The organism is Actinoplanes sp. CA-131856 (assembly GCF_050956135.1).
Classification (GTDB): domain Bacteria; phylum Actinomycetota; class Actinomycetes; order Mycobacteriales; family Micromonosporaceae; genus Actinoplanes.
Window position 1 is genome coordinate 6,217,088 of record NZ_CP191849.1, and the last position, 21,855, is coordinate 6,238,942.

Below are 21,855 nucleotides of genomic sequence, written 5' to 3' on the forward strand. Positions count from 1 at the left end.
GAACGGGCAGGGTACAAGTTCATCGGGGCAGGACGTGAGGTTCGCCGCTTCACCCTGGGCGCGCTCCCATATCCCCGGTGTACGCTCCGGCACGGACGAAAGGGAACAAGACGTGCCGGGTGACTTGATGCTGCGCGGGCGCCGGCGCGAGCAGGAGACGCTCGACCGGGTCGTGCGTGACGTCCGCTCCGGGCAGAGCCGGGTGCTGGTGCTGCGCGGCGAGGCCGGCGCCGGCAAGACGGCCCTGCTCGATCATCTGGCCGAGCACGCCGACGGCTGCCGGGTGGTGCGCGCGGCCGGGGTCGAGCTGGAGAGCGAGATCGCCTACGCCTCCCTCCAGCAACTCTGCGCGCCGCTGCTCGGCCATCTCGGCGCCGTGCCCGCGCCGCAGCGGGACGCGCTGTCGGTCGCGTTCGGGCTGAGCACCGGCAACCCGCCCGAGGCGCTGGTCCTCGGCCTGGCCGTCCTCCATCTGCTGGCCGAGGCGGCGGCCGAACGGCCGCTGGTCTGCCTGATCGACGACGCGCAGTGGGTCGACCGGATGTCGGCCACCATCCTCGCCTTCGCCGCCCGGCGGCTCGAGGCCGAGTCGGTGGCGCTCGTCTTCGGCGTGCGCACCCCGGCCGACGACGAGACCTTGCGCGGGCTGCCCGAGCTGATGGTCGAGGGCCTGGCCGACGCCGACGCGCGGGCGCTGCTCGACTCCGTGCTGACCGGCCCGGTCGACGACCGGGTGCGCGACCGGATCGTGGCCGAGACCCGCGGCAACCCCCTGGCCCTGCTCGAGCTGCCCCGCGGGCTCACCCCGGCCGAACTGGCGTTCGGCTTCGGCGGGCGCGGCGGCGTGCCGCTGGCGGGCCGGGTCGAGGAGGGCTTCCAGCGGCGCATCGCGGCCCTGCCCGCCGACAGCCGCCGCCTGCTGCTGACCGCCGCCGTCGAGCCCGTCGGGAACGTACCGCTGCTCTGGCAGGCCCTGGAGCGGCTCGGCATCGGGCCCGAGGCGGCCACCGCCGCCGAGTCGGCCGACCTGATCGAGGTGGGCGCCCGCATGCGGTTCCGGCATCCGCTGGTCCGCTCGGCCGCGTGGCGGTCCGGGCACGCGGCCGAGCTGCGCGAGGTGCACCGTGTGCTGGCCGAGGTGACCGACCCCGAGCAGGACCCGGACCGCCGGGCCTGGCACCGCGCGCACGCCACGCTCGGCTTCGACGACGAGGTGGCGGCCGAGCTGGAACGCTCGGCCGAGCGGGCGCTGGCCCGGGGCGGCCGGTCGGCCGGCGCGGCCTTCCTGGAACGCGCGGCCGAGCTCACCCTCGACCCCGGCCGCCGGGCCGACCTGCTGCTGCGAGCCGCCCGGTCGCGCGCCGACGCGGGCTCGCCCGACCTGGTGCCGGCCCTGCTGGCCACCGTCGAGCTGGCCCCGCTGACCCCGTTGCAGCAGGCCCGCGTGGAGCGGCTCCGGGCCCGCGCCGCCTTCCTCACCAACCCGGGCGCGACCAGCGTGCATCCGCTGCTCGCGGCCGCCCGCAAGCTCGAGGGGCTGGACGCGGCGGCCGCCGCCGAGACGTACCTGATGGCGATCGGCGCCGCCATGTACGCCGGCCGTCTGGGCGGGGCCGGCGATCTGCGCCTGGCCGCCGAGGCGGCCCGCGACCTGCCGCCCGGCCACACCTTCGCCGGGCAGTTCCTGGCCGCGCTCACCACCTGGGCGGTGGACGGGCACGCGGCGGCCGCGCCTCAGCTCGCACGGGCCCTGGAATCGATGAACGACCGCGAGGACCTCGGCCTGCTGTGGCTGGCCGCACCGGCCGCGCACGAGGTCTTCCGCATCGATCTGGCCCGGCAGCGGGCCGAGCAGGCGGTCGTCTTCGCCCGCCGGATCGGCGCGCTGTCGATGCTGCCCACGGCCCTCACCTTCCGCGCCGGCAACCTGGTCATGCTGGGCCGGTTCTCGGACGCCTCGGGCCTGCTCGACGAGTGCGCGGCCGTCGCCGCGACGACCACGATCCCGGTGATTCCGTCGGCCGCGCTCACCCTGGCCGCCTATCGGGGCCGCGAGCGGGAGGCCACCGAGCTGTTCGAGCGGACCCGGGCCGACGCCCACGCCCGGGGCCAGGGCCGGATGCTGGGCCTGACCGCGTTCGCCGAGGCCGTCCTGCGCAACGGCCTCGGCCAGTACGAGGCGGCGATGGCCGCGGCCCGCGAGGGCGTGACCTATCCGGATCCGGCCGTCTGCCAGTGGACGCTCGGCGAGCTGGTCGAGGCGGCCGTGCGGGCCGGTGAGCCCGCCGTCGCCGCCGAGGCCCGCGAGCGCCTGGCCGTGCGGACCGCGGCCGTCGGCAACGACTGGGCGCTGGCCGCTCAGGCCCTGGCCGGCGCTCTCCTGGAGCCTTCGGACGAGCTTTTCCGCGAGGCCATCGGCCGTTACGCCGCTGCGGCGATGCCGGTGCCGCAGATGAGGGCCCGATTGCTGTACGGCGAGTGGCTGCGCCGCGACAACCGGCGCGCCGAGGCCCGCGTCGAGCTGCGCGCCGCCCACGAGGCCTTCACCACGATGGGGGCCGAGGCGTTCGCCGAGCGGGCCGGCCGCGAGCTGACCGCGACCGGCGAGACCGTACGCGCCCGCACCCCCGGCGCGCCGGTCGACCTGACCGCCCAGGAGGGCCAGATCGCCCGCCTGGCCGTGGCCGGCCGGACCAACGCCGAGATCGCCGCCACCCTGTTCCTGAGCCCGCGCACCGTCGAATGGCACCTGCGCAAGGTCTTCACCAAGCTCGGCATCGGCTCACGCCGCGAGCTGGCGGCGGCCCTGGGCGATCACTGACCGTTCCCGCCCGGGATCATCGCCGCGATCGCCGCGGGGTCGGCCAGGTGCGGGAAGTGGCTGCCGGGCATCACCGTGACGGCGACCGACGGCAGGGCGGCGGTCAGCCAGCCCAGGTACGGCATCGGGGGCTCGCCGGCCGTCACCCAGCGGTAGCCCACCTCGCGTTCGCGCAGCATGGCCAGGTCGGACTGGCGCTCGGCCCGGATCGCCTCGTCGGTGTTGTGGATCAGCTCGTCCCAGTAGCCGAGGAGCAGGTCGGGCCGCGGGTCGGTGTCGTTCTCGACGATCGTGCGGGCCTCGGGCGGCAGCGTGCCGATGGCCATGCCGGCCAGCATCCGGTCCCAGAACTGCCGCCAGCCGGGACCGCGCAGCAACGGCTCGGCCTGGCGCACGGCGGCGCCGAACGGGCCCGGCAGCAGCGGCTGGTCGAGGTTGACGACGGCGCGGGCCGGATAGAGGGCCGCGTACTTGGTGGCGATGACCCCGCCGATCGAGTGGCCGACGATCACCGGGTCGGTCAGGCCGGCCGCGGTCACCTGCTCGTGGATCACCTCCGCGACCTCGGCCATGCGGTACGAGTCGCGGCGCGGGGCGTCGCCGTGGCCGGGCAGGTCGGGCGCGAGCACGGGCAGATCGGCCGGCAGCACCCGGCGCAGCGGGTCCCAGTGCCGCTTGTCGAAGGTCAGGCCGTGCAGCAGTACGAGCGACATAGGAGTCTTCCTCTCAGGGTGTGGTGAGCAGCTGGCGGATGAGGCTCTCGGTCTCGCCGTAGCCGCCCTCGCCGACCGCGATGTGCCTGACCTGGCCCATCGCGTCGACCAGGAAGAGCGAGGGCCAGGCCTGGACCCCGTACGCCTGCCAGGTCTTGTAGTCGTTGTCGACGGCGACGGGGTACTTGATGCCGTACTTGCTCACGGCCTTTTGTACGCCGGTGAGCTCGTGCTCGAAGCTGTACTCGGGCGTGTGCACGCCGATCACGTCGAGGCCCTGGGCGTGATATTTGGCGTACCAGTCCTCGATGTGCGGAATGACGTGCCGGCAGTTGATGCAGTCGAAGGTCCAGAAGTCGACCAGGACGACCTTGCCGCGCAACTGGGCCAGGGTGGTGGGATCGCCCACCCAGTTCGTGATGCCGGTCAGGGCCGGCGCCGGCCCGCAGTCCTCGGCCTGGTCCGACGGGGCGGTGTAGAGCGCCTGGCTCACGCAGGCGGCCAGCACCGGCGGGGCGTCCGAGCCGGTCGGCACGTGCGCCGGGAGCAGCCGCTGGATCTCGTGGTTGAGCGCGGTGCCGTAGTTCGGCAGGTTCACGTTGAAGGTGAGGCCCACCGCCAGCAGCACCACGGCGACGCCGGAGGCAACCCGGATGGCCCGTTGGCGGCGGCGGAAGGCGGCGACCCGGGCGGTGACGGCCCGCCCGGCCAGCGCGAAGATCATCAGCGTGACCCCGGTGCCCACCGCGAAGCCCACGGCGAGCGCGATCGTACCGGCGCCGACCTTGCCCGTGGCCCCGGCGACCGTGATGGCGGCCAGCACAGGGCCCGCGCACGGCACGTAGACGGTGCCCAGCACCAGGCCGAGCACGAAACCGCCGCGGTCCTTGCCCACCGTCCGCTGCGGCAGCCGGGCGAACGGCGCCTCCAGGATGGCCTCGAACCGGGGCACGATCAGCCCGATGCCGAGCAGCACGAGCGCCACGAGCCCGGCCCAGCGGATCGCTCCCGGCGGGATGGGCAGCGCCGCCAGCAGCACCGCCCCGAGCAGCGTGAGCAGGCTGAAGCTGGTCACCAGCCCGGCCACGACCGGATAGGGCCGGCGGTTCTGGTCCGCACCGGACAGGAAGATCACCGGAAGCACCGGCAGAATGCACGGCGACAGCGCGGTGATCACCCCGCCGACGAGGCCGATCAGTACAAGCGCGACATCCACACCCACCTACGACGGCCCCCGGCCCGCGCGATCTCACGCCTGTGACCGGCGTTATAGGCCGGCGAATTTCTCAGCGGCCTCACAGCGAGCCCGGAGAACCATTCGGCCGTGACCGTCCTGCACCTCTCCGTGGCTGAGCTCGCCGTCGTGGTGGGGTCGGTCCTTCTGGTCTTGAGCCGCTGGCTTCCGCCGACCGGCCGCCGGCCCGCCGCCCTCACGGCCGCGGTTGCGGTGGTGGCCGGGGCCGCGTTCACGGCGCCCGGAACTCGCTGGCAGCTGTGGCTCGTGCTGGCGGCCGACCTGCTGATCGGCGTGACGGCCGTCGTCGCGTGGCTGGTGCGCCGGCGCCGGGGTGGATCCGGTTGGCGGGCCCCCGTTCGGCTGGCGCTGCCGGCGTCCCTGACGTGCCTCGCCCTGATCGCCACGGGTGCCGGTGCGGCCTGGGCCCTTCCGGTGCCCGAGTTCCCGGAGCCGTCGGGGCCGTCCGCGGTCGGCACCACGGTGATGCAGTGGACCGATCCCGGCCGGGCCGAGCCGGCCACACCGGACCCGGCCGACCGGCGCACGGTGGTGGCGCAACTCTGGTATCCGGCCCAGCCGGGCCCGTCGCGGGCGCAGTACCTCGGGCGGACCCGGCGTGAGGCCGGCACCGTGGCCGCGGCCGAGGCCGCCTACCTGGGAGCGCCCGCCTTCCTGCTCGACGGGCCGGCCCGCGCCCACAGCCACGCGACGTTCGGCGCGGTCCCGGCCGCCGGCCGTTTCCCGGTCGTGCTGTTCTCCCCCGGCCTCGGCGGCGTCCGCACCCAGAACACCGCGTGGGCCGAGGATCTGGCCAGCCGCGGCTACGTCGTGGCGGGAGTCGACCACCCGTACGACGCGGCCGCCGTCGTCCTCGACGACGGCCGCACCGTCCGGACCCGGGTCACCGCCGACGGCGACCGCGCCGCCTGGATCGCCACCCGGGCCGCCGACCTCGGCTTCGTCCTCACCCAGGCCGGCCGGCTCGGCTACACCGACATCACCCGGGCGGCCGCGACCGGCCACTCCATCGGCGGGGCGGCCGCCATGCGCGCCGCCGAACGGGACCCCCGGTTCACCGCCGTCATCAACCTCGACGGCGGCCCCGACACCGGCCAGGGTCCGCTGCGCCAGCCGGTCCTCGCCCTCACCCACGAGATCGTGGATCAGGCGGACGCCGACTACGTCGCCCGGCTGTCGAAGATCGTGAAGAACGGCTATCTGGTCACGGTGCCCGGCAGCGCCCACCTCACGTTCACCGACGCCCCGCTCTTCCTGCCGCCCCTGCCGTCCCTGGTCGGCTCCCTCGGCCGGGCCGAAAGCGTGCGGATGACCACCGGGACCTGCGCCGCGTTCCTCGACCACACGCTGCGCGGCGGGTCCGCCGACGAGCTGACCCGGCTCACGCGCGGCATCATGGTGAGGTGAACAGAGGTCTTACCGCCAAGGGGGCGGCCACCCGGCAGCGCATCATCGGGGCCGCGGCCGGGCTGATCCGCGAGCGCGGTGCGGCCGAGACGAGCCTGGACGACGTGCGGGGCGCCACCGCGACCAGCAAGAGCCAGCTCTTCCACTACTTCCCCGAGGGGCGGGACGGGCTGCTGGTGGCGGTCGCCGAGCACGAGGCGGCGCAGGTCATCGAGGCGCAGCAGCCGTGGCTGGACGACCTCGGCACGGCGGAGTCGTGGCGCGGGTGGCGTGACGCCGTGCTGCGCCACTACGTCGAGCTGGGCGACCGCTGCCCGCTCGGGGTGCTCACGGCCGAGCTGGGCAAGACCTCCCCGCAGGCCCGGCTCGTGGTCTCGGCCCTCTACGACACGTGGGAGGCGGCACTGACCCGCGGCGCGCAGGCGATGCGGGCCGGCGACCCGGCGGACCGGGCCCGCATCATCCTCACGGCCGTCCAGGGCGGCGTCGTCATGCTCCGCTCGACGGGCCGCGTGGCCTATCTCGAGACCGCCCTGGAGGCCGCTGTCGCGCCGCTGACCCGCTAGGGCATCGGGGTGATGTGCTCGACGTCGAGGCGCAGGTCGATCAGGAGCGGGCCCCGGCGGTCGGCGATCACCTTGGCCACGTGGTCGAGATCGTCGTCGTCGCGGACCGTGAAGCCCTCGCCGCCCGCCGCCGTGGCGACCGCGGCCAGGTCGGGCCACGCGAACAGGGACAGCGACGGGTCGAGGCCGCGGCGGGTGAACTGGATGTGCTCGGCGCCGTAACCGCCGTCGTTGCAGACCACGACGATCATGTCCTGGTGCTCGCGGACGGCCGTGGCGAACTCGGCCACGCCGCCGTGCATGAAGCCGCCGTCGCCGGCGACCATCACCACCGTGCGGGTCGGGTCGGCCGCCGCGGCGCCGATGGCCGCGCCCATGCCGAGGCCGATCGAGCCGAAGTTGGCCGGGAGCACGAAGTGGCCCGGCTCGGTGTGCAGATAGCGCAGCGACTCCATCATGAAGCGGCCGCCGTCGCTGACCACCAGGCGGCGCCCCGGCAGCACCTCGTCGAGGCGGCGCAGCGCGGTCGCGGCGTCGACCGTGCCCGGCGCGACCCGCGGGCGCTCGCCCGGCTCGTCCTGCGCGGCCAGGGCGGCGGCCATCTCCGGCGTCCGGAACACCCGCGCCGGCGTACCCCTCAGGTCCAGGGCGTCGACCAGGGCGTTCGCCACCGCGCCGGCGTCACCGGCGACGATCGTCCCGGCTTCGGCCGGCACCGTGTCGAGGCGGGTGTCCACCGCGATCACCTTCCCGCCGGCGAACAAGGAGCCACGGCGGGTGGTGTACGAGTTGAGCCCCGCACCCAGCGAGACGATCAGGTCGGCCGAGTCGATGATCTCCTGGCCGGCCGGTCCGCCCAGGCTGCCCGCGATGCCCAGCGCGAACGGCTCGCCCCGGAACAGGTCGCGGGCCTTGAGCGTGGTCGCGACCGGCGCGCCGATCCGGTCGGCCAGGCGCAGCACGGCGTCGCGGGCGTGCAGGGCGCCGCGGCCGGCCAGCACGACCGGGCGCTTCGCGGCGGCCAGGCGGGCCGCCGCCCCGGCCACTGCGACCGGGTCGGGGAACGAGCGCTGCTCCATGGGCAGGCGCAGCGGGACCTCGCGATAGTCGACGTCGGCCAGCATGAAGTCCGACGGCACGTTGAACACGATCGGCCGGCTCTCCACGACGGCCCGGCGCAGCGCGACGGCCAGGTCGCCCAGCGTGCTCTGCGGGGTGCGGGCCTGCTCGAAACCGGCGCCGGTGGGCAGGACCACGTCGCGCTGGGCGATGTCCTGGATGTTCCCGCGGCTCTCGGTGGCCGTGTCACCGGCGATCAGCAGCATCGGGGCTCGGCCCCGGACGCCCTCGACCAGCCCGGTCAGTGTGTTGGTCAGCGCCGGTCCGTGTGTGACCGTGACGACGCCCGGCCGGCCGGTCAGGTCGGCGTATCCGAAGCCCATGAACATGGCGCCCGCTTCGTGGGCGGCGCCGATGTACTTCCCGTCGTACTCGTGCACGAAGCTGTGCACCATGAACAGGTTCGCGTCGCCGATCAGGCCGAACATGGTGTCGACCTGGTGAGCGGCGAGGGCGCGTGCGAGCGCGGCGTGCAACTTCATCTCGAAACTTCCCTTCTCACCGCCTTCCCCGACGGATAAGCCCCTTTCGTGTTCAAGATCCGCCCTGTGTCGAGTCTCATGCTCTGCAACCTCGGCCACAGGTCCCCGTCGTCACATAGGGCAGGCTCATGCGGCGGAAAGGGGACGAAGATGTACCGATGGGTGATCACGGGGTTGCTGTGCGCCTCGGTCGCGGCGTGCGGCACGTCGGACACGCCCGTCGTGGCGACCGTCCACGCCACGCAAGCACCGGCACCGGCGACGGCACCCGCGGCCCGGCCACCGAAACAGAAGCTCGTCACCTATCCCGCGCGCGGCGCCGCGAAGTGGTTCGTCGCGCCGGGCCAGGAGACTCCGCCCGCCGGCACGGGCGGGCCACTGCTGCGCTACCGGGTCGCGGTCGAGACCGACATCCGCAACCTGTCCACGCCGGCGTTCGGCGAGGCCGTCACCGGCATCCTGTCCGACCGTCGCAGCTGGGTCGGCGGCGGGAATCTGCGGCTGCGCCGCGTCGGCCCGGGTCAGCCGTACGACTTCACGATCTTCCTGGCCACGCCGGACACCCGCGACCGGCTGTGCGGTGACGTCGCCGACGGCTACACGTCGTGCCGCAACGACGACGCCGTGGTGCTCAACGTCGCCCGCTGGGTCAAGGGGGTCCCCGGCTACGCCGCCGGCCTGGGCGTCTACCGGCAGTACATGGTCAACCACGAGGTCGGCCACCGGCTCGGGCACGGCCACGAGCTCTGCCCGGGACCCGGGAAGCCGGCGCCGGTGATGCAGCAGCAGACGTTGGGCATGCACGGCTGCCTGCCCAACGCGTGGCCCTATCCGTCGGGTGCGAAGTCCTACCACGGGCGTTCCGGGCAGTACGACGACCAGCCGCCCCAGCGGGACGAGGGACGGCTGTCCTAGCGACCGGGGTAGCGCTCGGTGACCTCCTGAAGGAGGAAGCCGTTGCCGTCCGGGTCGGCGAACGAGGCGAACGAGCCGTACGAGGCCCGGCCCGGATAGAGCCCCGGCACCCGCTTGTCGGTGCCGGCGTGGTGGAACACCCCGTCCTCGTCGTGGAAGATCTCGCTGACCTCGACGCCCCGGCCGATCAGGTCGGCCCGGGCCTCCTCGATGTCCTTCACGGTCAGGTGGATGTTCTCCACCGTGCCCGGCGCGGCCGTGCCGATGCCGGTGCCCACCACGATCGAGCACGGCGAGCCGGGCGGCGTGAAGTGCACGACCCGGAAGTCCTCCCCGTCGATGTAGTCGAGGTCCTCGCGGAATCCGATGCGCTTGAAGAACGCCTTGGACCGGTCGACGTCGGTGACCGGCAGAACGATCAGCTCGAGCTGGTAGTCCACCATCGTGCACTCCCCTGTGGTGTGGAATCGGATCCCACGATCCCGCGCGGAGCGCCCCGGTCGCCCCAGGGTGACACCCTGGGTGTCCCCCGCAAGTCACCGGTCACCGGTCACCGAGGGCCTTGGCCAGCTCCCTCCGGGACGTGATGCCGAGCTTGGTGAAGATCTTCCGCAGGTGCCATTCGACGGTGCGGGGGCTCAGGAACAGCACGGCGCCGATCTCCGGGTTGGTGCGCCCGGCCACGGCCAGCCGCGCGATCTGCGACTCCTGGCCGGTGAGCGACTCCGGGGCGGCGCCCGCCGTACGGGACCGGACCGTCTCGCCGGTCGCGGTCAGCTCCCGGCCGGCGCGCTCGGCGAAGGCGACCGCGCCCATGGTGGTGAACGCCTCGTGGGCGGCCCGCAGGTGCGTGCGGGCGTCGGTGCGGCGGTTCTCGCGGCGCAGCCACTCGCCGTACAGCAGACGCACCCGGGCCACCTCGAGCCCGAGCCGCGACGCCGGCAGAAGCCGCAGCGCCTCGCGGAAATGCTCGTCCCCCGGCTCGACCAGGGCGGTGGCCAGGGCCAGCTCACCCCGCGCCCACGCGGTCGGGTTGGCCGCGGTCAGCTCGGCGATGCGATCGCGGGTCGCGGCCGCCGTGGCCACGTCGCCGGAGCGGGCGGCCGCCTCGACGAGCTCGTTGAGCACCCAGCGGTGGATGCCGAAGTTGGGATGCTCCAGCGCCGACTGCGCGGCGGTCACCGCGGCCTGGTAGCGGCCGTGCTGGTTGTTCAGCAGGGCCCGGTGGTACGCGACGTGGTCGAGCACCCGTCCCTCGCGCCGCTCCGCCGCGGCCTCGGCGGTCGCGTCGAGCATGGCCCGCGCCTCGTCCTCGGTCTCGCGGTAGACCACCAGGGACAGCTCGGCGCCCGGCGGCGCGTACATGCCGGTGGCCTGATGGAACGCCTTGGCCTCGTCGACCAGCACGGAGGCGTCGGCGAACCGCCCGGCGTGCAGCAGCGCGCCGGCCCGGAAGGTCAGCGCGGCCGGCCGGCCCGAGATGGCCAGGCGGCCGTCGCGGACGAGCTTGGCCGCGCGCTCGGTGAGCCGGTGGAACGCTTCGTCGTCGCGGGTCTCGTTCAGCGCCGGCACGGCCATCCAGAGCGAATCGAGATCGTCGTCGTCGACGAAGGCGGCGACCGCACGGGCGATCAGCGGGATCGCCGGCACCGGGCCGTCGAGGGCCCAGCTCGACATCCCGGTCAGGAGCAGACCGACAGCGCTCTCGCCGGGCGCCACCGCCGTGCGCGCCTCGGCGGCGACCCGGCGCAGGTCGTCGCCGCCGGCCCGGCCGGCGTGCACGGCCGCGCCGGCCGCGGCGAAGTAGGTGCGGCTCGCGGCCGCCTGGTCGAGGCGGGCCAGCCGGCGGGCCGCGCCGAGCAGCGGCTCGACGGCCGAGCGGCCCGGGTTGAGGGCGAAGGCCAGCTGCGAGCGCAGCACCTCGACGTCCGCCTGCTGGAGCGGGTCGAGCGGTCCCAGCTCGGCCGCGGCCAGCAGCTCGGGCACCAGGGCCGGGGCGCCGGCCGCGAACTGGGCCCGGGCCGCGGCCAGGGCCCGGCCGGCCCGCGGTTTCGGGTCGGGGGTCAGCTGGGCCGCGCGCTCCAGGAAGGCCGCGGCCGCCGCCCGGCCGCCGCGGGCCAGCGCCCGGTCGGCCGACTGCTCCAGCTCGGCCGCGACCTCCTCGTCGGGGCCGACGGCGGCGTGCGCGCGGTGCCAGGCCCGCCGGTCGGGCTCCTGGTGCGGGTCGGTGACCTCGGCCAGCGCCGCGTGCACCCGGCGCAGGTCGGCCAGGGGCGCCGCCCGCCAGGCGGCCGAGCGCACGAGCGGGTGGCGGAACCGCACCCGGGTGCCGATCTCGACCAGGCCGGCGGTCTCGGCCGGCCCGGCCGCGTCGACGCCGACGCCGAGCCGGTCGAGGGCCCGCCACAGCAGCGGCACGTCGCCGATCGGCTCGACCGCGGCGGCCAGCAGCACCGTGCGGGTGTCGCCGGGCAGGGCGGCGATGCGCCGCTGGAAGCCGGCCTCGACCCGCCCGGCGATGGGCGCCCCGGCGTGGGCGCCGAACCCGAAGGCCAGCTCGGCCGGGCTCAGCCCCCGGGGCAGCTCCAGCAGGGCCAGGGGGTTGCCGCGGGTCTCGGCCACGATGCGGTCGCGGACCCGGGCGTCGACCCGGCTCGGCAGCACCGAGTCGAGCAGGGCCCGGGCGTCGGCGTCGGGCAGGCCCTCGACCGTCAGCTCGGGCAGCCCGCTCAGCAGCTGCTCGTCGCCGGGGCTGCGGGCGCCGAAGACCAGCGCCACCGACTCCGCGTCGAGCCGGCGGGCCACGAAGGTCAGGATCACCTCGGACATCCGGTCGAGCCACTGCACGTCGTCGACCACGCAGACCAGCGGCTGGTCGGCGCCGGCCTCGGCGAACAGCCCGAGCACGGCCAGCCCGACGATCAGCGCGTCCGGCGGGTCGCCGGCGGCCAGCCCGAAACCGGTCTCCAGGGCCTGCCGCTGCGGGTCGGGAAGCCGGCCGAGATAGTTCATCAGCGGCGCGCACAGCTGCTGCAGACCCGAGTAGGCGATCTCGGTCTCCGGCTCGACCCCGGCCGTCCGGGCGATCCGCTCCCCCGACGCCGCCCCGGCCAGATAGTCCAGCAGCGCCGTCTTGCCGCTGCCGGCCTCGCCGCGCAGCACGAGGACCCGGCTCTGCCCGGACCGGACGTCGCACAGCAGCCGGTCGAGCTCCTCCTGTTCGCGGCGCCGCCCGCGCAGAAGCGTCTCCATCTCAGATGCCCAGGGCGTTGAACAGGTTGAGCCAGATCTCGCTGCGGGTGGGGAAGGCCGGGATCGCGTGCCGCAACCGCCGGACCGGCACCTCGCCCACGATGGCGATGGTGGCGGCCTGGAGGAAGTCGGCCACGGCGGCGCCGGTGATGGTCACGCCGACCAGCACGTCGCGATCGGTGTCGATGACGAACCGGCTGGTGCCGCCGGCGCCGCCGGAGAACCGGCCGCCCGCGTTGCCGTCGGTCTCCACGTCGACCACGCGGACGGTCAGGCCGGCCTGCTCGGCCGCCTTCGCCGTGTAGCCGACCGCGGCCACCTGGGGCTCGGTGAAGATGACGCGGGGCGAGTTCGGGCCGTCGGCCAGATGCTCGGTGACGATGCTGCGGCCCAGGATCTCCCCGGCGGCGATGCCGGCCTGATATTTGGCCATGTGCGTGAACAGCGCCTTGCCGTTCAGGTCGCCGATCGCGTAGAGCCAGTCGTGCCCCGGCACCCGCATACGCTCGTCGACCGCGATGTAGCCGTCCGTTTCCAGCCCCAGGTCGCGCGTCTGGGGCGTCCGCCCGGTCGCCACGAGGATCTCGTCGGCCCGCACCGAGCCGCCGTCGCTGAGCCCGACAGTCACGCCGCCGTCGTCACGGCGTACGGAAACCGCTGTTGCCTTCTCGTGGATCTCCACACCCTGCCGGCGGAGGTACGCCCCGACCTGCTCCCCCGCGAAAGGCTCCTCCCGGGGCAGCAGGCCGTGGTCGCCGACGATCACCGTGACCCGCGAGCCCAGCGAGGAGTACGCCTGGGTCAGCTCGGCCCCGACCACACCGCCCCCGATGACGATCAGCGAGGCGGGAACCGCCCCGGCCGTCGTCGCCTCCCGGTTGGTCCACGGCCGCGCCTCGGCCAGGCCCTCGATGTCCGGCAGCGCCGCGCGGGTGCCACCGGCCAGAATGACGGCCCGGCGGGCCTCGATGATGTCGTCGCCGACCGCGACCCGCTTCTCACCCGCGAGCCTGCCCCAGCCCCGGATCAGGGTGATGCCCCGCTCGGTGAGCCAGGGCACCTGATAGCCGTCGTCGAGGTGACCGATGAGCTCGTCACGGTTGGCCAGCACGGCCGGCACGTCGAGCGGCCCGGCGACCACGCCGGCCGTCGTGCGGGCCTCGGCGAGCAGCTCACCCGGCCGCAGCAGCGCCTTGGACGGGATGCACGCGTAGAACGAGCACTCCCCGCCGACCTTGTCGCCCTCCACGATCGCCACGCTCAGACCCGCCTCGGCCAGCTTCCCGGCAGCCACCTCGCCGCCGGGACCCGCACCGACCACCACTACGTCGAAACTCTGCATGCACCGATCTTCGTATACGGATGCTTTCCGGATCCCCGTGGACGACCCTGGTCCCCCGAACCAGGGTGGTCACGCGTCGACGACGGTGTAGCTGCCCCGGCCCGGATGCCGGTCGGTGACCTCCTGCACGAAGAAGAGGTTGCCGTCCGGATCGGCGAACGAGAACCAGGAGCTGTACGACTTGCGCTCGGGGTGCGCGCCGGGCACGCGGTCGTCGGTGCCGGCGTGGTGGAAGACACCGCCCTTGTCGTGGAAGACGTCGCTCACCTCGACACCCTTGCCGGCCAGCTCGTCGCGGGCCTCGTAGATGTCGGAGGTGACCAGCGTGATGCTCTGCGAGGTGCCCGGCGCCTCCTGGGTGATGGCGTTGCCCAGCATGATCGACGCCGCCGACCCGGGTGGGGTGAACGCCACCAGCCGCAGGCCGTCGGCGCCGGAGTAGTCGGTGTCCTTGCGCCAGCCGAGGCCCGCGAAGAACTCCTTGGACACCTCGACGTCCGCGACGGGCAGGACCACAACCTCGATCTTGAAATCAGCCATGACCCCAGCCTGATCGCCGGTCCACTGGTCTCGCCCCAGTCGCGGCCCCTGGCGTCGAACACTGGACCCTGTCCCGCGTAGCTCTGGTACGCCCTGACGGCTACCTGACGACCGGAGGATTGTTCCGCCAGTAGTCACGAGCGGTGAGACCCGCGTAGCCGTAGAGAAGCCGCGAACCCTCGAAGATGCCCACCGGATAGAGCGCACACAGCATCAGGCAGGGCCGGAGCGCCGGTACCAGCCCGACGACGAGCACGACGAGCTGGAAACCGGGAACGAGAAGAGGAGGAAGACTGTCCAGCGCTCTCTTGGCCTGCTTGGCCCGGCTGGGGTCGTTCCGTCTCGCCCGGAGCACCCATCCCGACCAGCCGGCCGCGCCGGCGGCTACCGTCAGCAGGACCGCCGGCAGCAGCAGACCACCGACACCGCAAACAGCGAAGGTCAGCCCGGCCGCGATCGAAAGGCTGACCGCGAGCTTCGAGAACACCCGGGCATCGCCTTCGGCCCCGGACCCGAGCGACTCGATGCGAGCGCGGTCGTTGCAGGCCGCGAAGGTGACGACGAAGACGATCGCCGCGCCACCCAGCGTGAGCGGCCACGAGAAGTCCAGCGCGGCGTTCGAGTCCTTCTTGTCGAGCACGAACAGCGTCGTGAGGATCCCGAAGAAGAAGAAAGGAAGCGACAGGAGCAGCAACGCGCGGCCTTCGACGATCCGCTCATATTTGTAGAAATTGTGGCTGCGCACAGTCGCCGGCTCATCGGATTTCGTCTGAGGGGGAACGGGCGGGCCCAACGAGAGAACGAGGCTCATGGCGGACAGACCGGCCAGGATGACGGACAACGTCAGCGCTATGAGGGGCAGCGGGAGCAGGACTCCGTCCGGAAGGACGAATTTCGCGGCCCGGATGCTCTCGTTGCTCAGGGCGGTCACGCCACCGGTCATGAAAAAGGCGACGGCGGCCAGGAACGGCCCCGTTCGCGCGTCGGCGGTGATATCGACGTGGGTGTTGCCCGGCCCCTGCCCCAAAGTCAATCCCCGATAGCGAATCACTTAGATGGAGTTGAATCGGTGCAGACATGATAATGTACTCCCGGTGACGGCACAATACCGCCCGGACGTCTCCATTGTTCTCCCCTGTCTCAATGAGCGTTCGTCCGTCGGAGAGGTGGTCCGGCATTCGCTGGCCACCCTGGAGCGACTGCGGCTGCCGGGCGAGGTGGTCGTGTGCGACAACGGCTCACACGACGGATCGGCCGACCTGGCACGGTCGGCGGGAGCCCGGGTGGTGCTCCAGCCCGTGCGCGGATACGGCATATCCGTGCTGACGGCAGCGGCGGCGGCCAGTGGAAGAGTGCTGGTCGTCATGGACGCGGACGGCTCCTACAGTTGCGACGACATCGGCCACCTCGTCGCTCCCGTCCTGTCCGGCCACGTGGATTACGCGCGCGGGTCCCGATTTTCGGACGGCACCTCACCGCGGGCCATGACCTTCGGGCGCAGATATATCGGAAATCCCGCGTTGACGGCGCTCCTCCGGCACGTCGGCGGCACCGCGTGGACCGACGGGCAAAGCGGGATGTGGGCCATTTCGGCCGATCTGCTGCAAAAAATGAATCTGCGGTCACGCGGCATGGAATTCGCCCATGAAATGCTTCTCGAGATTCAGCGGTCCGGCGCGAGATGGGTCGAGATCCCCATAGAATATCTCCCGCGCCAGGGCCGTTCGAAACTGCGGCCGGTGCGTGACGGAGTGCGGCACCTGTCGTTCCTCTGGCGGTGGTACCACCGTCCTGCCGACTACCCGTCGTCAGCCGCGAACTGATAAAACCCTCTGCTTCGTACGATGTCGTGCAGCTCCGGATCGGTGCCCTCCAGCGCGTCGTCGCCGAACAGGGCGACGGTCACGCCGATCGCACACGGACCGCCGGCCGAACGCCGGTGCCGGCGCCGGGCCTCCGCGAGGACCCACGCACCGTCCGGCGACACCGCGCCCCGGCCGCCCGCAGCCAGGCGATCACGCCCAGCAGCGGGGCGCGATCTCCGCCGGCGAGACGCCCGAGCTCGGCCGGGCCCAACCGGTCCGGCAGGCGCCCTTGCCGCGCTGTCCCCGCCGCCGGCGGATCTCCGCGCTCGTGACCACGACAGCCAGCACGACGAACGCGGCCACCGCGGCGAGGACCACGGGCGACCGCAGCCCTCGTCCCACACCGGTCGCCACCCGAGATCGATCACGAGCGCGCAGTCCGCCAGCAGAACAACACAAAGCCGAAGACGGCGACCATTATGGACCGGCGATGGCGGAAACTGATTTGACCGCGGGCGCATGCTGTCGCCATGGACGTAGGACGAGACCGCGCCCTGGCCTACCGCCGTCATCACGGTGCCGAGCTCGACGGGCTGCTGGCGCTCGCCGTGCCGGCGCCCCCACCGGGGCCGTGGCCGGCGGACGTCGAGGTGGAGCCGGTGGATCACACGTCACCGGTGGCGCTCATCCGGGAGAACCTCGACGTCAACGAGCAGGGGTTCGACCCGGCGGCGAAACCGGTCGGCGACGAACAGGCCGAGGCGTTCCGGTACGAGTTGGAGGGCGCCCGCGCGGTCACCGTGCGGGCCGGCGGACAGCCGGTGGCGGCCGGGATGGTGCTGCCCGTCTGCGCGGGAGTCACCGAGATCGCCGGAGTCACCACCCTGACGCCGCACCGAGGGCGAGGCTACGGCCGGATCGTCACCGAGGCCCTGCTCGCGGCCGCCGCCGCTCTCGGCGCCGACCTGGTGGTGCTCAGCACCGACGATCCGGTCGCGCGGCGGCTCTACGAACGGATGGGTTTCACCGCCGTAACTGCTCGATGAGCGCTCGGTCGAGCGTGTCCGCCCGTTCGATTGCCCGTGGGAAGCGCCGGCCGACGATGATCGCCGAAGAGGAGAAACCGGTGGAGGTGTACGAAGCGGTGAGCAGCCGCCGGTCGGTGCGAACGTTCAGCGATCGGCCGGTGCCCCACGAGGCGCTCGAACGAGTGCTGACCGCGGCGGCGCGGGCGCCGTCGAGCGGAAACCTTCAACCCTGGCGTCTGTACGTCGTGACGGGCGCCGCTTTGGCCGACCTGAAGCGGCAGGCGACGGCACGGGCGCTGGCCCGCGATCCGGGCGACGAACGGGAATACCCGATGTACCCGGCGGAACTGGTCCCGCCGTACTCCAACCGCTTCTCCGACGCCGCGGCCCAGCGGTACGCCGCGCTGGGAATCGACCGCGACGACCCGGATCGGCCCATGAAGATCGCCGCCCTGAACACGGAAGCGTTCGGCGCACCGATCGTGCTGTTCTGCTACGTGGACCGGTCGATGGGCCCCGGCCAGTGGGCCGACGCCGGGATGTACCTGCAAACGCTCATGCTGCTGCTCAGGGCGGAGGACTTACACAGCTGCCCCCAGGTGATGTGGACGATGTACCGCACGACCGTGAGCGAGGCGGTCGGAGCCGGCGACGGGCAGTCGCTCCTGTGCGGCGTATCGGTGGGATACGAGCAAGAGGGCGCACCGCAGGTGAGGACCGCTCGGGCAACCTTGGGAGAGACAGTCACATTCGTCGACCGGCCTCGCGGTAAATGAGCCCGTGCGCGGAGGACGCAAGTCAGGCTTGGGATGTGAGTGCCCTCGGCCATCTCCACCTGCGCCTGTTCGCAGACGCGCCCCTCAGCCGCAGCGCGAAACTCGCCGCAGCCATGGCTCAGGACCTTGCTGATCTCGGCGAGGTTCAAGTGGCGCAACTTGGCCGCTACTGGACGTTTGCCGGCTACATCGAGTTTGCGGTCGAGATCACGCTGACCAGCAACGCAGGCTCGGGCGTCGCTGACATCCGAGCGTTTGAGCCGACGGGATGGACGGGTGACGTGTGGAGCCACGAGCCCGGCGGCCAGGCGTTTCTCCTGCCGGAGATCCGCTGGGCGTGGCTGACAGCAGACGACGGGTGGCCCCCGGGCGAGCTCAGCAGCTAGTTCAACCTACGGTCAGGGCAACGGTCGGTCACCGCTGTGCTTCCTCGCCGAGCAGCAAAGAGCCCTGGTGCGCCCCTGCTGGTCTCGGTTCTGCCGGGGATGGCGGCAACCAGGATCCGCGAGGCGTCGAAGTCCGGCTGGTGCCCCTCGCAGCCGGGACCGCCCTTCCGTTTGGAGGCACCGATCCGGCACAAGCGCCGAGCGTTGTCCGCGAAACTGCCGGCCGACTCGATCACCGATGTGAATGTGGCACGTTTTCCCTATTACCGCTCCTTCAGCGTCCGCGGGAGAATGGTTCATGGGTCAGATACGGGGTCAGACGCAATTGTTCAGCCAGGCACAGATAGCTCAATGGCGCGACCCCACCCGGCGCCGCAACTACTCCGCCGACGCGGAACAATTCCGGCGCGACCATCACGAGCGCCGGCAATACGGATTGATACAGCGCCACACCCGGAAATGGCGCAGCCTGCACGGCGACACCCCAATGCCGCCTTTGGCCCCGCCCCGGCCCTACAGCGCACGGAACCGCCGTCCCGCTGCCCCGCCGCCACGCCCGGCCGGACCGACGCCTCCAGGCCCAACTGCTCCGAAGCCGGCCGCTACGGGTCCGGCCACTTCCGGTTCGGCCGCATCGAATCCAGCCGCCGTCGGCCCGATCGACTGTGTCGGTCCATGCCCGGTCAGCTCAGCCCCGATCGACTCGGTCGCATCGAGTCCGGCCAGCCCCAACCCGGTTGGCTCGGGCCCGGCCGACCCCGAACCGGCCAGCCCCGAACCGGTTGGCCCAGGCCCGGTTGGCCCAGGCCCGGTTGGCCCAGGCCCGGTTGGTCCAGAGTCGGTCGGCACTGAGTCGGGCACTGAGTCGGTCGGCTCTAAGGCGGTCGGTTCAGTGTGTCCGGCTGGGATCCGTCGTGCTGCTCAAGGCCGGGTGGCAGCCGTCAAGAGCACCCGCACCGAAACGGCGAAGCCAGTCACCGGCGCCAGCGCACCCATGAAGGGGGCACCATCCCGATCGCCTCAGCCGCCCTCGACCGCAAGCCGTGCAATAGCCTGTGGATTTCCCCGCGTCTGTTCTCCCAGGGATTCGGCAATTCACACACATCGCCCGCACCACGATCAACGAGCGAAGCGAAAACCTCCGCGGCGGCCGATCCCACGACTTAACGAGAAGCATTCCCCGGCGGCGTCAAAGCGCCCTCGGGAAGCCGCCTCAGTGCCTTACTCGAAACGCATTGACGCGAAGGCCGGATCGGCGGATCCGCCTTGGCCGCACCGTTCGGAACTGATCAGCCGCAATCATTTCAGCAGATCCGCGCGCTCACAGTCAGATAGCTTTCGGAGTGACAGGCTCCGCACTGCCGTTCGGATACGGCCGTGCTGCTGTGGAGGGACCGGGCTGCCATGAGCACCCGAAAATCGGGATGACTTGCTCTCCAGGCCGGCCTAGCTTCGTCGACGTGGATCAACCGCTCCTCGCCACCGGAAGAGCTCTGCTCATCACCGGCACTGTCGGCTCGGGGAAGACCTCGGTGGCCGGTGCGATCGGTGACCGGCTGACCCAGGCCCAGACCGCGAACGCGGTCATCGATGTCGACTGGCTACGCCGGTCATGGCCCAGCCCGCCCGACGACCCCTTCAACAGGGGTATCACCCTACGCAATCTGCGGGCTGTTGCGCGCAACTACATCGAGACGGGCGTGCTCCGGCTCGTTCTGGCCGGCGTCATAGAAAGCCACGCTGAACGCGACGCCTACCAGACCGCACTGGGCGTCCCGCTCACCGTGTGCCGACTTCGCGTGGACCTGCCAACAGTTCGGCAACGCCTCATCCGGCGCCATGATGGCGATGCCGCCCGCCTCCGCTGGCACCTCGATCGATCGGGCGAGTTGGACAACATCTTTCAGCAGGCGCAGGTCGAGGATTTCGCCGTCGATGCGACTACGGACTCCGTCCACCAAGTCGCCGCAGCCGTCATGGCCGCGGTTGGCTGGTGATCAGCGCCAGCCTGGAGAAACGCGCGGTCACGTCTGCCGGGGGGTGACGCGGGTGTCGACCGGGGTGCCGAGCTCGACCGTGCGCGAGACCGTGCACAGCCGGTCGTGCGACATCCGGGCCGCGCGGGGCAGCATCTCGCGGGCCGCGTCGCCCGCTGGGCCCTCGGGGAATGCGGCGTCCAGCTCGATGGCCAGGTTGACCAGGCGGTTGCCGCCGGCCTCGTCCTTGATCTTCTCGCCGGTGACGTGGACGTCGAAGCTGTCCGGCTCGGCCCGCTTGCTGGTGATGTAGTCGACGTCGGCTCCCGTGCAGCCGCCGAGCGCCGCCAGCAGGAGCTCCACCGGCGTGAATTCGGCCCCGTCCCCGGTACCGATGGTGATGACGCCGCCGCGGGCGTTACGCACTTCGTACTGCCCGAGGCTCGTCCGCTTCAGGCTCACCGATCGCAGGTTGTCGTCCGCCATGACGGCAAACCTATCCCACCATGATCGGCTCACTGCCGGCCCACAGCTTGCCGTCTCCCGAGCATGGCGGGCACTCTAGGTGTCGTGCGCCCTGGGTCCGCCTCTGCTTGCATGCCGCCCGGGGCACGGCCATAACCGGCGGGCCGGTCAGTCTTGTAGCAGCGAGCCGCGCTTCTGAACGGCGCGAGCCCCTACCTGCACGGCTGCGGCGACGGCGTCGGGCAGGGGGCGGCCCCGGCTGAGGTCCAGGGCGAGCGCCGCCAGAAAAGCGTCGCCCGCTCCGCTCGAGTCGACTGAAGTCACGCGGGGTGCGCTCACCGCGCCGGTTCCGCTTCTTTGGCCGTACGCCGCCCCGCGCGCCCCTGCGGTGACCACCACCGCCGGGATGCCGAGGTCGAGCAGGCCGTCCACGGCCCCGGCCGCGTCCACCCGGGTGGTTTCCAGGACGGCCGCCGCCTCGTGTTCGTTCACCACGTACAGGTCCAGGGCCGCCAGCTCCACCCCCGGCTCCGGGACGAGGTTGCCGATCAGCAGCCCCGGGCGGGGCAGCGCTTGCACCGCCTCCGCCGGCACGTCCAGCTGCGCCACCACGACGTCGGCCTGCACCTGGGCGGCGTCGGAAGCGGTCGGGTCGGTGGCCGGTGAGCGGGCGAACGTGACGTACGACTCGCCGTCCGGTGTCACCTCGATGATGGCGGCGCCGGTCGGCACGCCGGGCAGCAGCCGGAAGCCCGTACCGTCCACTCCGAACTCGGCCAGGGTGCGGGCCAGCATGCGGCCCCAGTCGTCGTCTCCCGCGTTCGCCACCAGGGCCGCCCGGCCGCCCAGGCGGGCCACCGCGCACGCCTGGTTGAACGCCTTGCCGCCGGGAGTCACGCTCAGCGGGGAGCCGAACGCCGTGCGGCCCTCCGATGCCCGGTGCGGCACCCGGACCGTCAGGTCGGCGTTGGCCCGGCCGAAGACCGCTATCCGCTCAGTCACCATCC

At 72.5% G+C, this 21,855-nt stretch carries 21 protein-coding genes; 9 read left to right on the top strand and 12 right to left on the bottom strand.

The genetic code is table 11. From position 1 onward, the window contains the following. Nucleotides 1-112: 112 nt before the first annotated feature. On the top strand, nucleotides 113-2,821 hold the full coding sequence (locus tag ACQP2X_RS28820; protein ID WP_498687134.1) for an ATP-binding protein: 2,709 nt from the start codon (nucleotides 113-115) through the stop codon (nucleotides 2,819-2,821). Here the strand turns inward: ACQP2X_RS28820 and ACQP2X_RS28825 are convergent. Both ACQP2X_RS28825 and ACQP2X_RS28830 read right to left on the bottom strand, forming a co-directional pair. Next, complete coding sequence (locus ACQP2X_RS28825; protein ID WP_498687137.1) at nucleotides 2,815-3,534, bottom strand: alpha/beta fold hydrolase; 720 nt, start codon at nucleotides 3,532-3,534, stop codon at nucleotides 2,815-2,817. The two genes, ACQP2X_RS28820 and ACQP2X_RS28825, sit on opposite strands and share 7 nt — an antisense overlap. A gap of 13 nt (nucleotides 3,535-3,547) precedes the next feature. Then, the gene (locus tag ACQP2X_RS28830) at nucleotides 3,548-4,750 is read right to left on the bottom strand and encodes a cytochrome c biogenesis protein/redoxin (RefSeq protein WP_498687139.1); all 1,203 of its coding nucleotides are present in this window, start codon (nucleotides 4,748-4,750) and stop codon (nucleotides 3,548-3,550) included. A gap of 108 nt (nucleotides 4,751-4,858) precedes the next feature. Between ACQP2X_RS28830 and ACQP2X_RS28835 the strand changes: the two genes are divergently transcribed. Both ACQP2X_RS28835 and ACQP2X_RS28840 read left to right on the top strand, forming a co-directional pair. Then, nucleotides 4,859-6,196 (top strand): alpha/beta hydrolase family protein, encoded by a 1,338-nt coding sequence (locus tag ACQP2X_RS28835; protein WP_498687141.1) that lies wholly within the window; start codon nucleotides 4,859-4,861, stop codon nucleotides 6,194-6,196. Then, nucleotides 6,193-6,762 carry a TetR/AcrR family transcriptional regulator gene (locus ACQP2X_RS28840; RefSeq protein ID WP_498687145.1) on the top strand — a complete coding sequence of 190 codons (570 nt, stop codon included), beginning with the start codon at nucleotides 6,193-6,195 and terminating at the stop codon, nucleotides 6,760-6,762. The genes ACQP2X_RS28835 and ACQP2X_RS28840 overlap by 4 nt, the downstream gene beginning before the upstream one ends. Here the strand turns inward: ACQP2X_RS28840 and ACQP2X_RS28845 are convergent. Beyond that, a complete protein-coding gene (locus ACQP2X_RS28845) occupies nucleotides 6,759-8,363 on the bottom strand; it encodes a thiamine pyrophosphate-binding protein (protein WP_498687149.1) in 1,605 nt (534 codons plus the stop codon). The two genes, ACQP2X_RS28840 and ACQP2X_RS28845, sit on opposite strands and share 4 nt — an antisense overlap. Nucleotides 8,364-8,513: 150 nt before the next feature. Between ACQP2X_RS28845 and ACQP2X_RS28850 the strand changes: the two genes are divergently transcribed. Continuing rightward, nucleotides 8,514-9,278 (top strand): DUF3152 domain-containing protein, encoded by a 765-nt coding sequence (locus ACQP2X_RS28850; RefSeq protein ID WP_498687151.1) that lies wholly within the window; start codon nucleotides 8,514-8,516, stop codon nucleotides 9,276-9,278. On the opposite strand, the gene ACQP2X_RS28855 is transcribed toward ACQP2X_RS28850, so the two are convergent. The 5 genes from ACQP2X_RS28855 to ACQP2X_RS28875 form a co-directional block, all read right to left on the bottom strand. Continuing rightward, nucleotides 9,275-9,721 carry a VOC family protein gene (locus ACQP2X_RS28855; RefSeq protein ID WP_498687152.1) on the bottom strand — a complete coding sequence of 149 codons (447 nt, stop codon included), beginning with the start codon at nucleotides 9,719-9,721 and terminating at the stop codon, nucleotides 9,275-9,277. The two genes, ACQP2X_RS28850 and ACQP2X_RS28855, sit on opposite strands and share 4 nt — an antisense overlap. A 100-nt stretch (nucleotides 9,722-9,821) precedes the next feature. Beyond that, nucleotides 9,822-12,530 (bottom strand): helix-turn-helix transcriptional regulator, encoded by a 2,709-nt coding sequence (locus ACQP2X_RS28860; RefSeq protein WP_498687153.1) that lies wholly within the window; start codon nucleotides 12,528-12,530, stop codon nucleotides 9,822-9,824. 1 nt (nucleotide 12,531) lies between these two features. After that, complete coding sequence (locus ACQP2X_RS28865) at nucleotides 12,532-13,872, bottom strand: dihydrolipoyl dehydrogenase family protein (protein ID WP_498687155.1); 1,341 nt, start codon at nucleotides 13,870-13,872, stop codon at nucleotides 12,532-12,534. A gap of 69 nt (nucleotides 13,873-13,941) precedes the next feature. Next, nucleotides 13,942-14,412: a VOC family protein gene (locus tag ACQP2X_RS28870; protein WP_498687157.1), complete on the bottom strand. Its 471-nt coding sequence runs from the start codon at nucleotides 14,410-14,412 to the stop codon at nucleotides 13,942-13,944. A gap of 100 nt (nucleotides 14,413-14,512) precedes the next feature. After that, the gene (locus ACQP2X_RS28875) at nucleotides 14,513-15,463 is read right to left on the bottom strand and encodes a hypothetical protein (RefSeq protein WP_498687158.1); all 951 of its coding nucleotides are present in this window, start codon (nucleotides 15,461-15,463) and stop codon (nucleotides 14,513-14,515) included. Nucleotides 15,464-15,506: 43 nt separating this feature from the next. Between ACQP2X_RS28875 and ACQP2X_RS28880 the strand changes: the two genes are divergently transcribed. Continuing rightward, nucleotides 15,507-16,235 (top strand): glycosyltransferase family 2 protein, encoded by a 729-nt coding sequence (locus ACQP2X_RS28880; protein WP_498687160.1) that lies wholly within the window; start codon nucleotides 15,507-15,509, stop codon nucleotides 16,233-16,235. 192 nt (nucleotides 16,236-16,427) lie between these two features. Here ACQP2X_RS28880 and ACQP2X_RS28885 read toward each other — a convergent pair whose 3' ends face one another. After that, a complete protein-coding gene (locus ACQP2X_RS28885) occupies nucleotides 16,428-16,631 on the bottom strand; it encodes a hypothetical protein (protein WP_498687162.1) in 204 nt (67 codons plus the stop codon). A gap of 116 nt (nucleotides 16,632-16,747) precedes the next feature. Here ACQP2X_RS28885 and ACQP2X_RS28890 point away from each other — a divergent pair, with 116 nt between their 5' ends. The 3 genes from ACQP2X_RS28890 to ACQP2X_RS28900 are packed head-to-tail and all read left to right on the top strand — an operon-like array spanning nucleotide 16,748 to nucleotide 18,407. Further along, complete coding sequence (locus ACQP2X_RS28890) at nucleotides 16,748-17,263, top strand: GNAT family N-acetyltransferase (RefSeq protein ID WP_498687163.1); 516 nt, start codon at nucleotides 16,748-16,750, stop codon at nucleotides 17,261-17,263. A gap of 56 nt (nucleotides 17,264-17,319) precedes the next feature. After that, a complete protein-coding gene (locus ACQP2X_RS28895; RefSeq protein ID WP_498687166.1) occupies nucleotides 17,320-18,021 on the top strand; it encodes a nitroreductase in 702 nt (233 codons plus the stop codon). 35 nt (nucleotides 18,022-18,056) lie between these two features. Further along, nucleotides 18,057-18,407 (top strand): hypothetical protein, encoded by a 351-nt coding sequence (locus tag ACQP2X_RS28900; protein WP_498687168.1) that lies wholly within the window; start codon nucleotides 18,057-18,059, stop codon nucleotides 18,405-18,407. A 274-nt stretch (nucleotides 18,408-18,681) separates the two neighbouring features. On the opposite strand, the gene ACQP2X_RS28905 is transcribed toward ACQP2X_RS28900, so the two are convergent. Continuing rightward, nucleotides 18,682-18,882: a hypothetical protein gene (locus ACQP2X_RS28905; RefSeq protein ID WP_498687169.1), complete on the bottom strand. Its 201-nt coding sequence runs from the start codon at nucleotides 18,880-18,882 to the stop codon at nucleotides 18,682-18,684. Nucleotides 18,883-19,867: 985 nt separating this feature from the next. Between ACQP2X_RS28905 and ACQP2X_RS28910 the strand changes: the two genes are divergently transcribed. Continuing rightward, entirely contained in the window at nucleotides 19,868-20,404 is a 537-nt protein-coding gene (locus ACQP2X_RS28910; protein ID WP_498687171.1) for an adenylyl-sulfate kinase, read from the top strand. A gap of 27 nt (nucleotides 20,405-20,431) precedes the next feature. Here ACQP2X_RS28910 and ACQP2X_RS28915 read toward each other — a convergent pair whose 3' ends face one another. After that, complete coding sequence (locus ACQP2X_RS28915; protein ID WP_498687174.1) at nucleotides 20,432-20,869, bottom strand: OsmC family protein; 438 nt, start codon at nucleotides 20,867-20,869, stop codon at nucleotides 20,432-20,434. Between the two features lie 147 nt (nucleotides 20,870-21,016). Continuing rightward, nucleotides 21,017-21,850, bottom strand: coding sequence for a PfkB family carbohydrate kinase (locus tag ACQP2X_RS28920; protein WP_498687176.1), 834 nt, complete (start codon nucleotides 21,848-21,850; stop codon nucleotides 21,017-21,019). Between the last annotated feature and the right edge of the window lie 5 nt (nucleotides 21,851-21,855).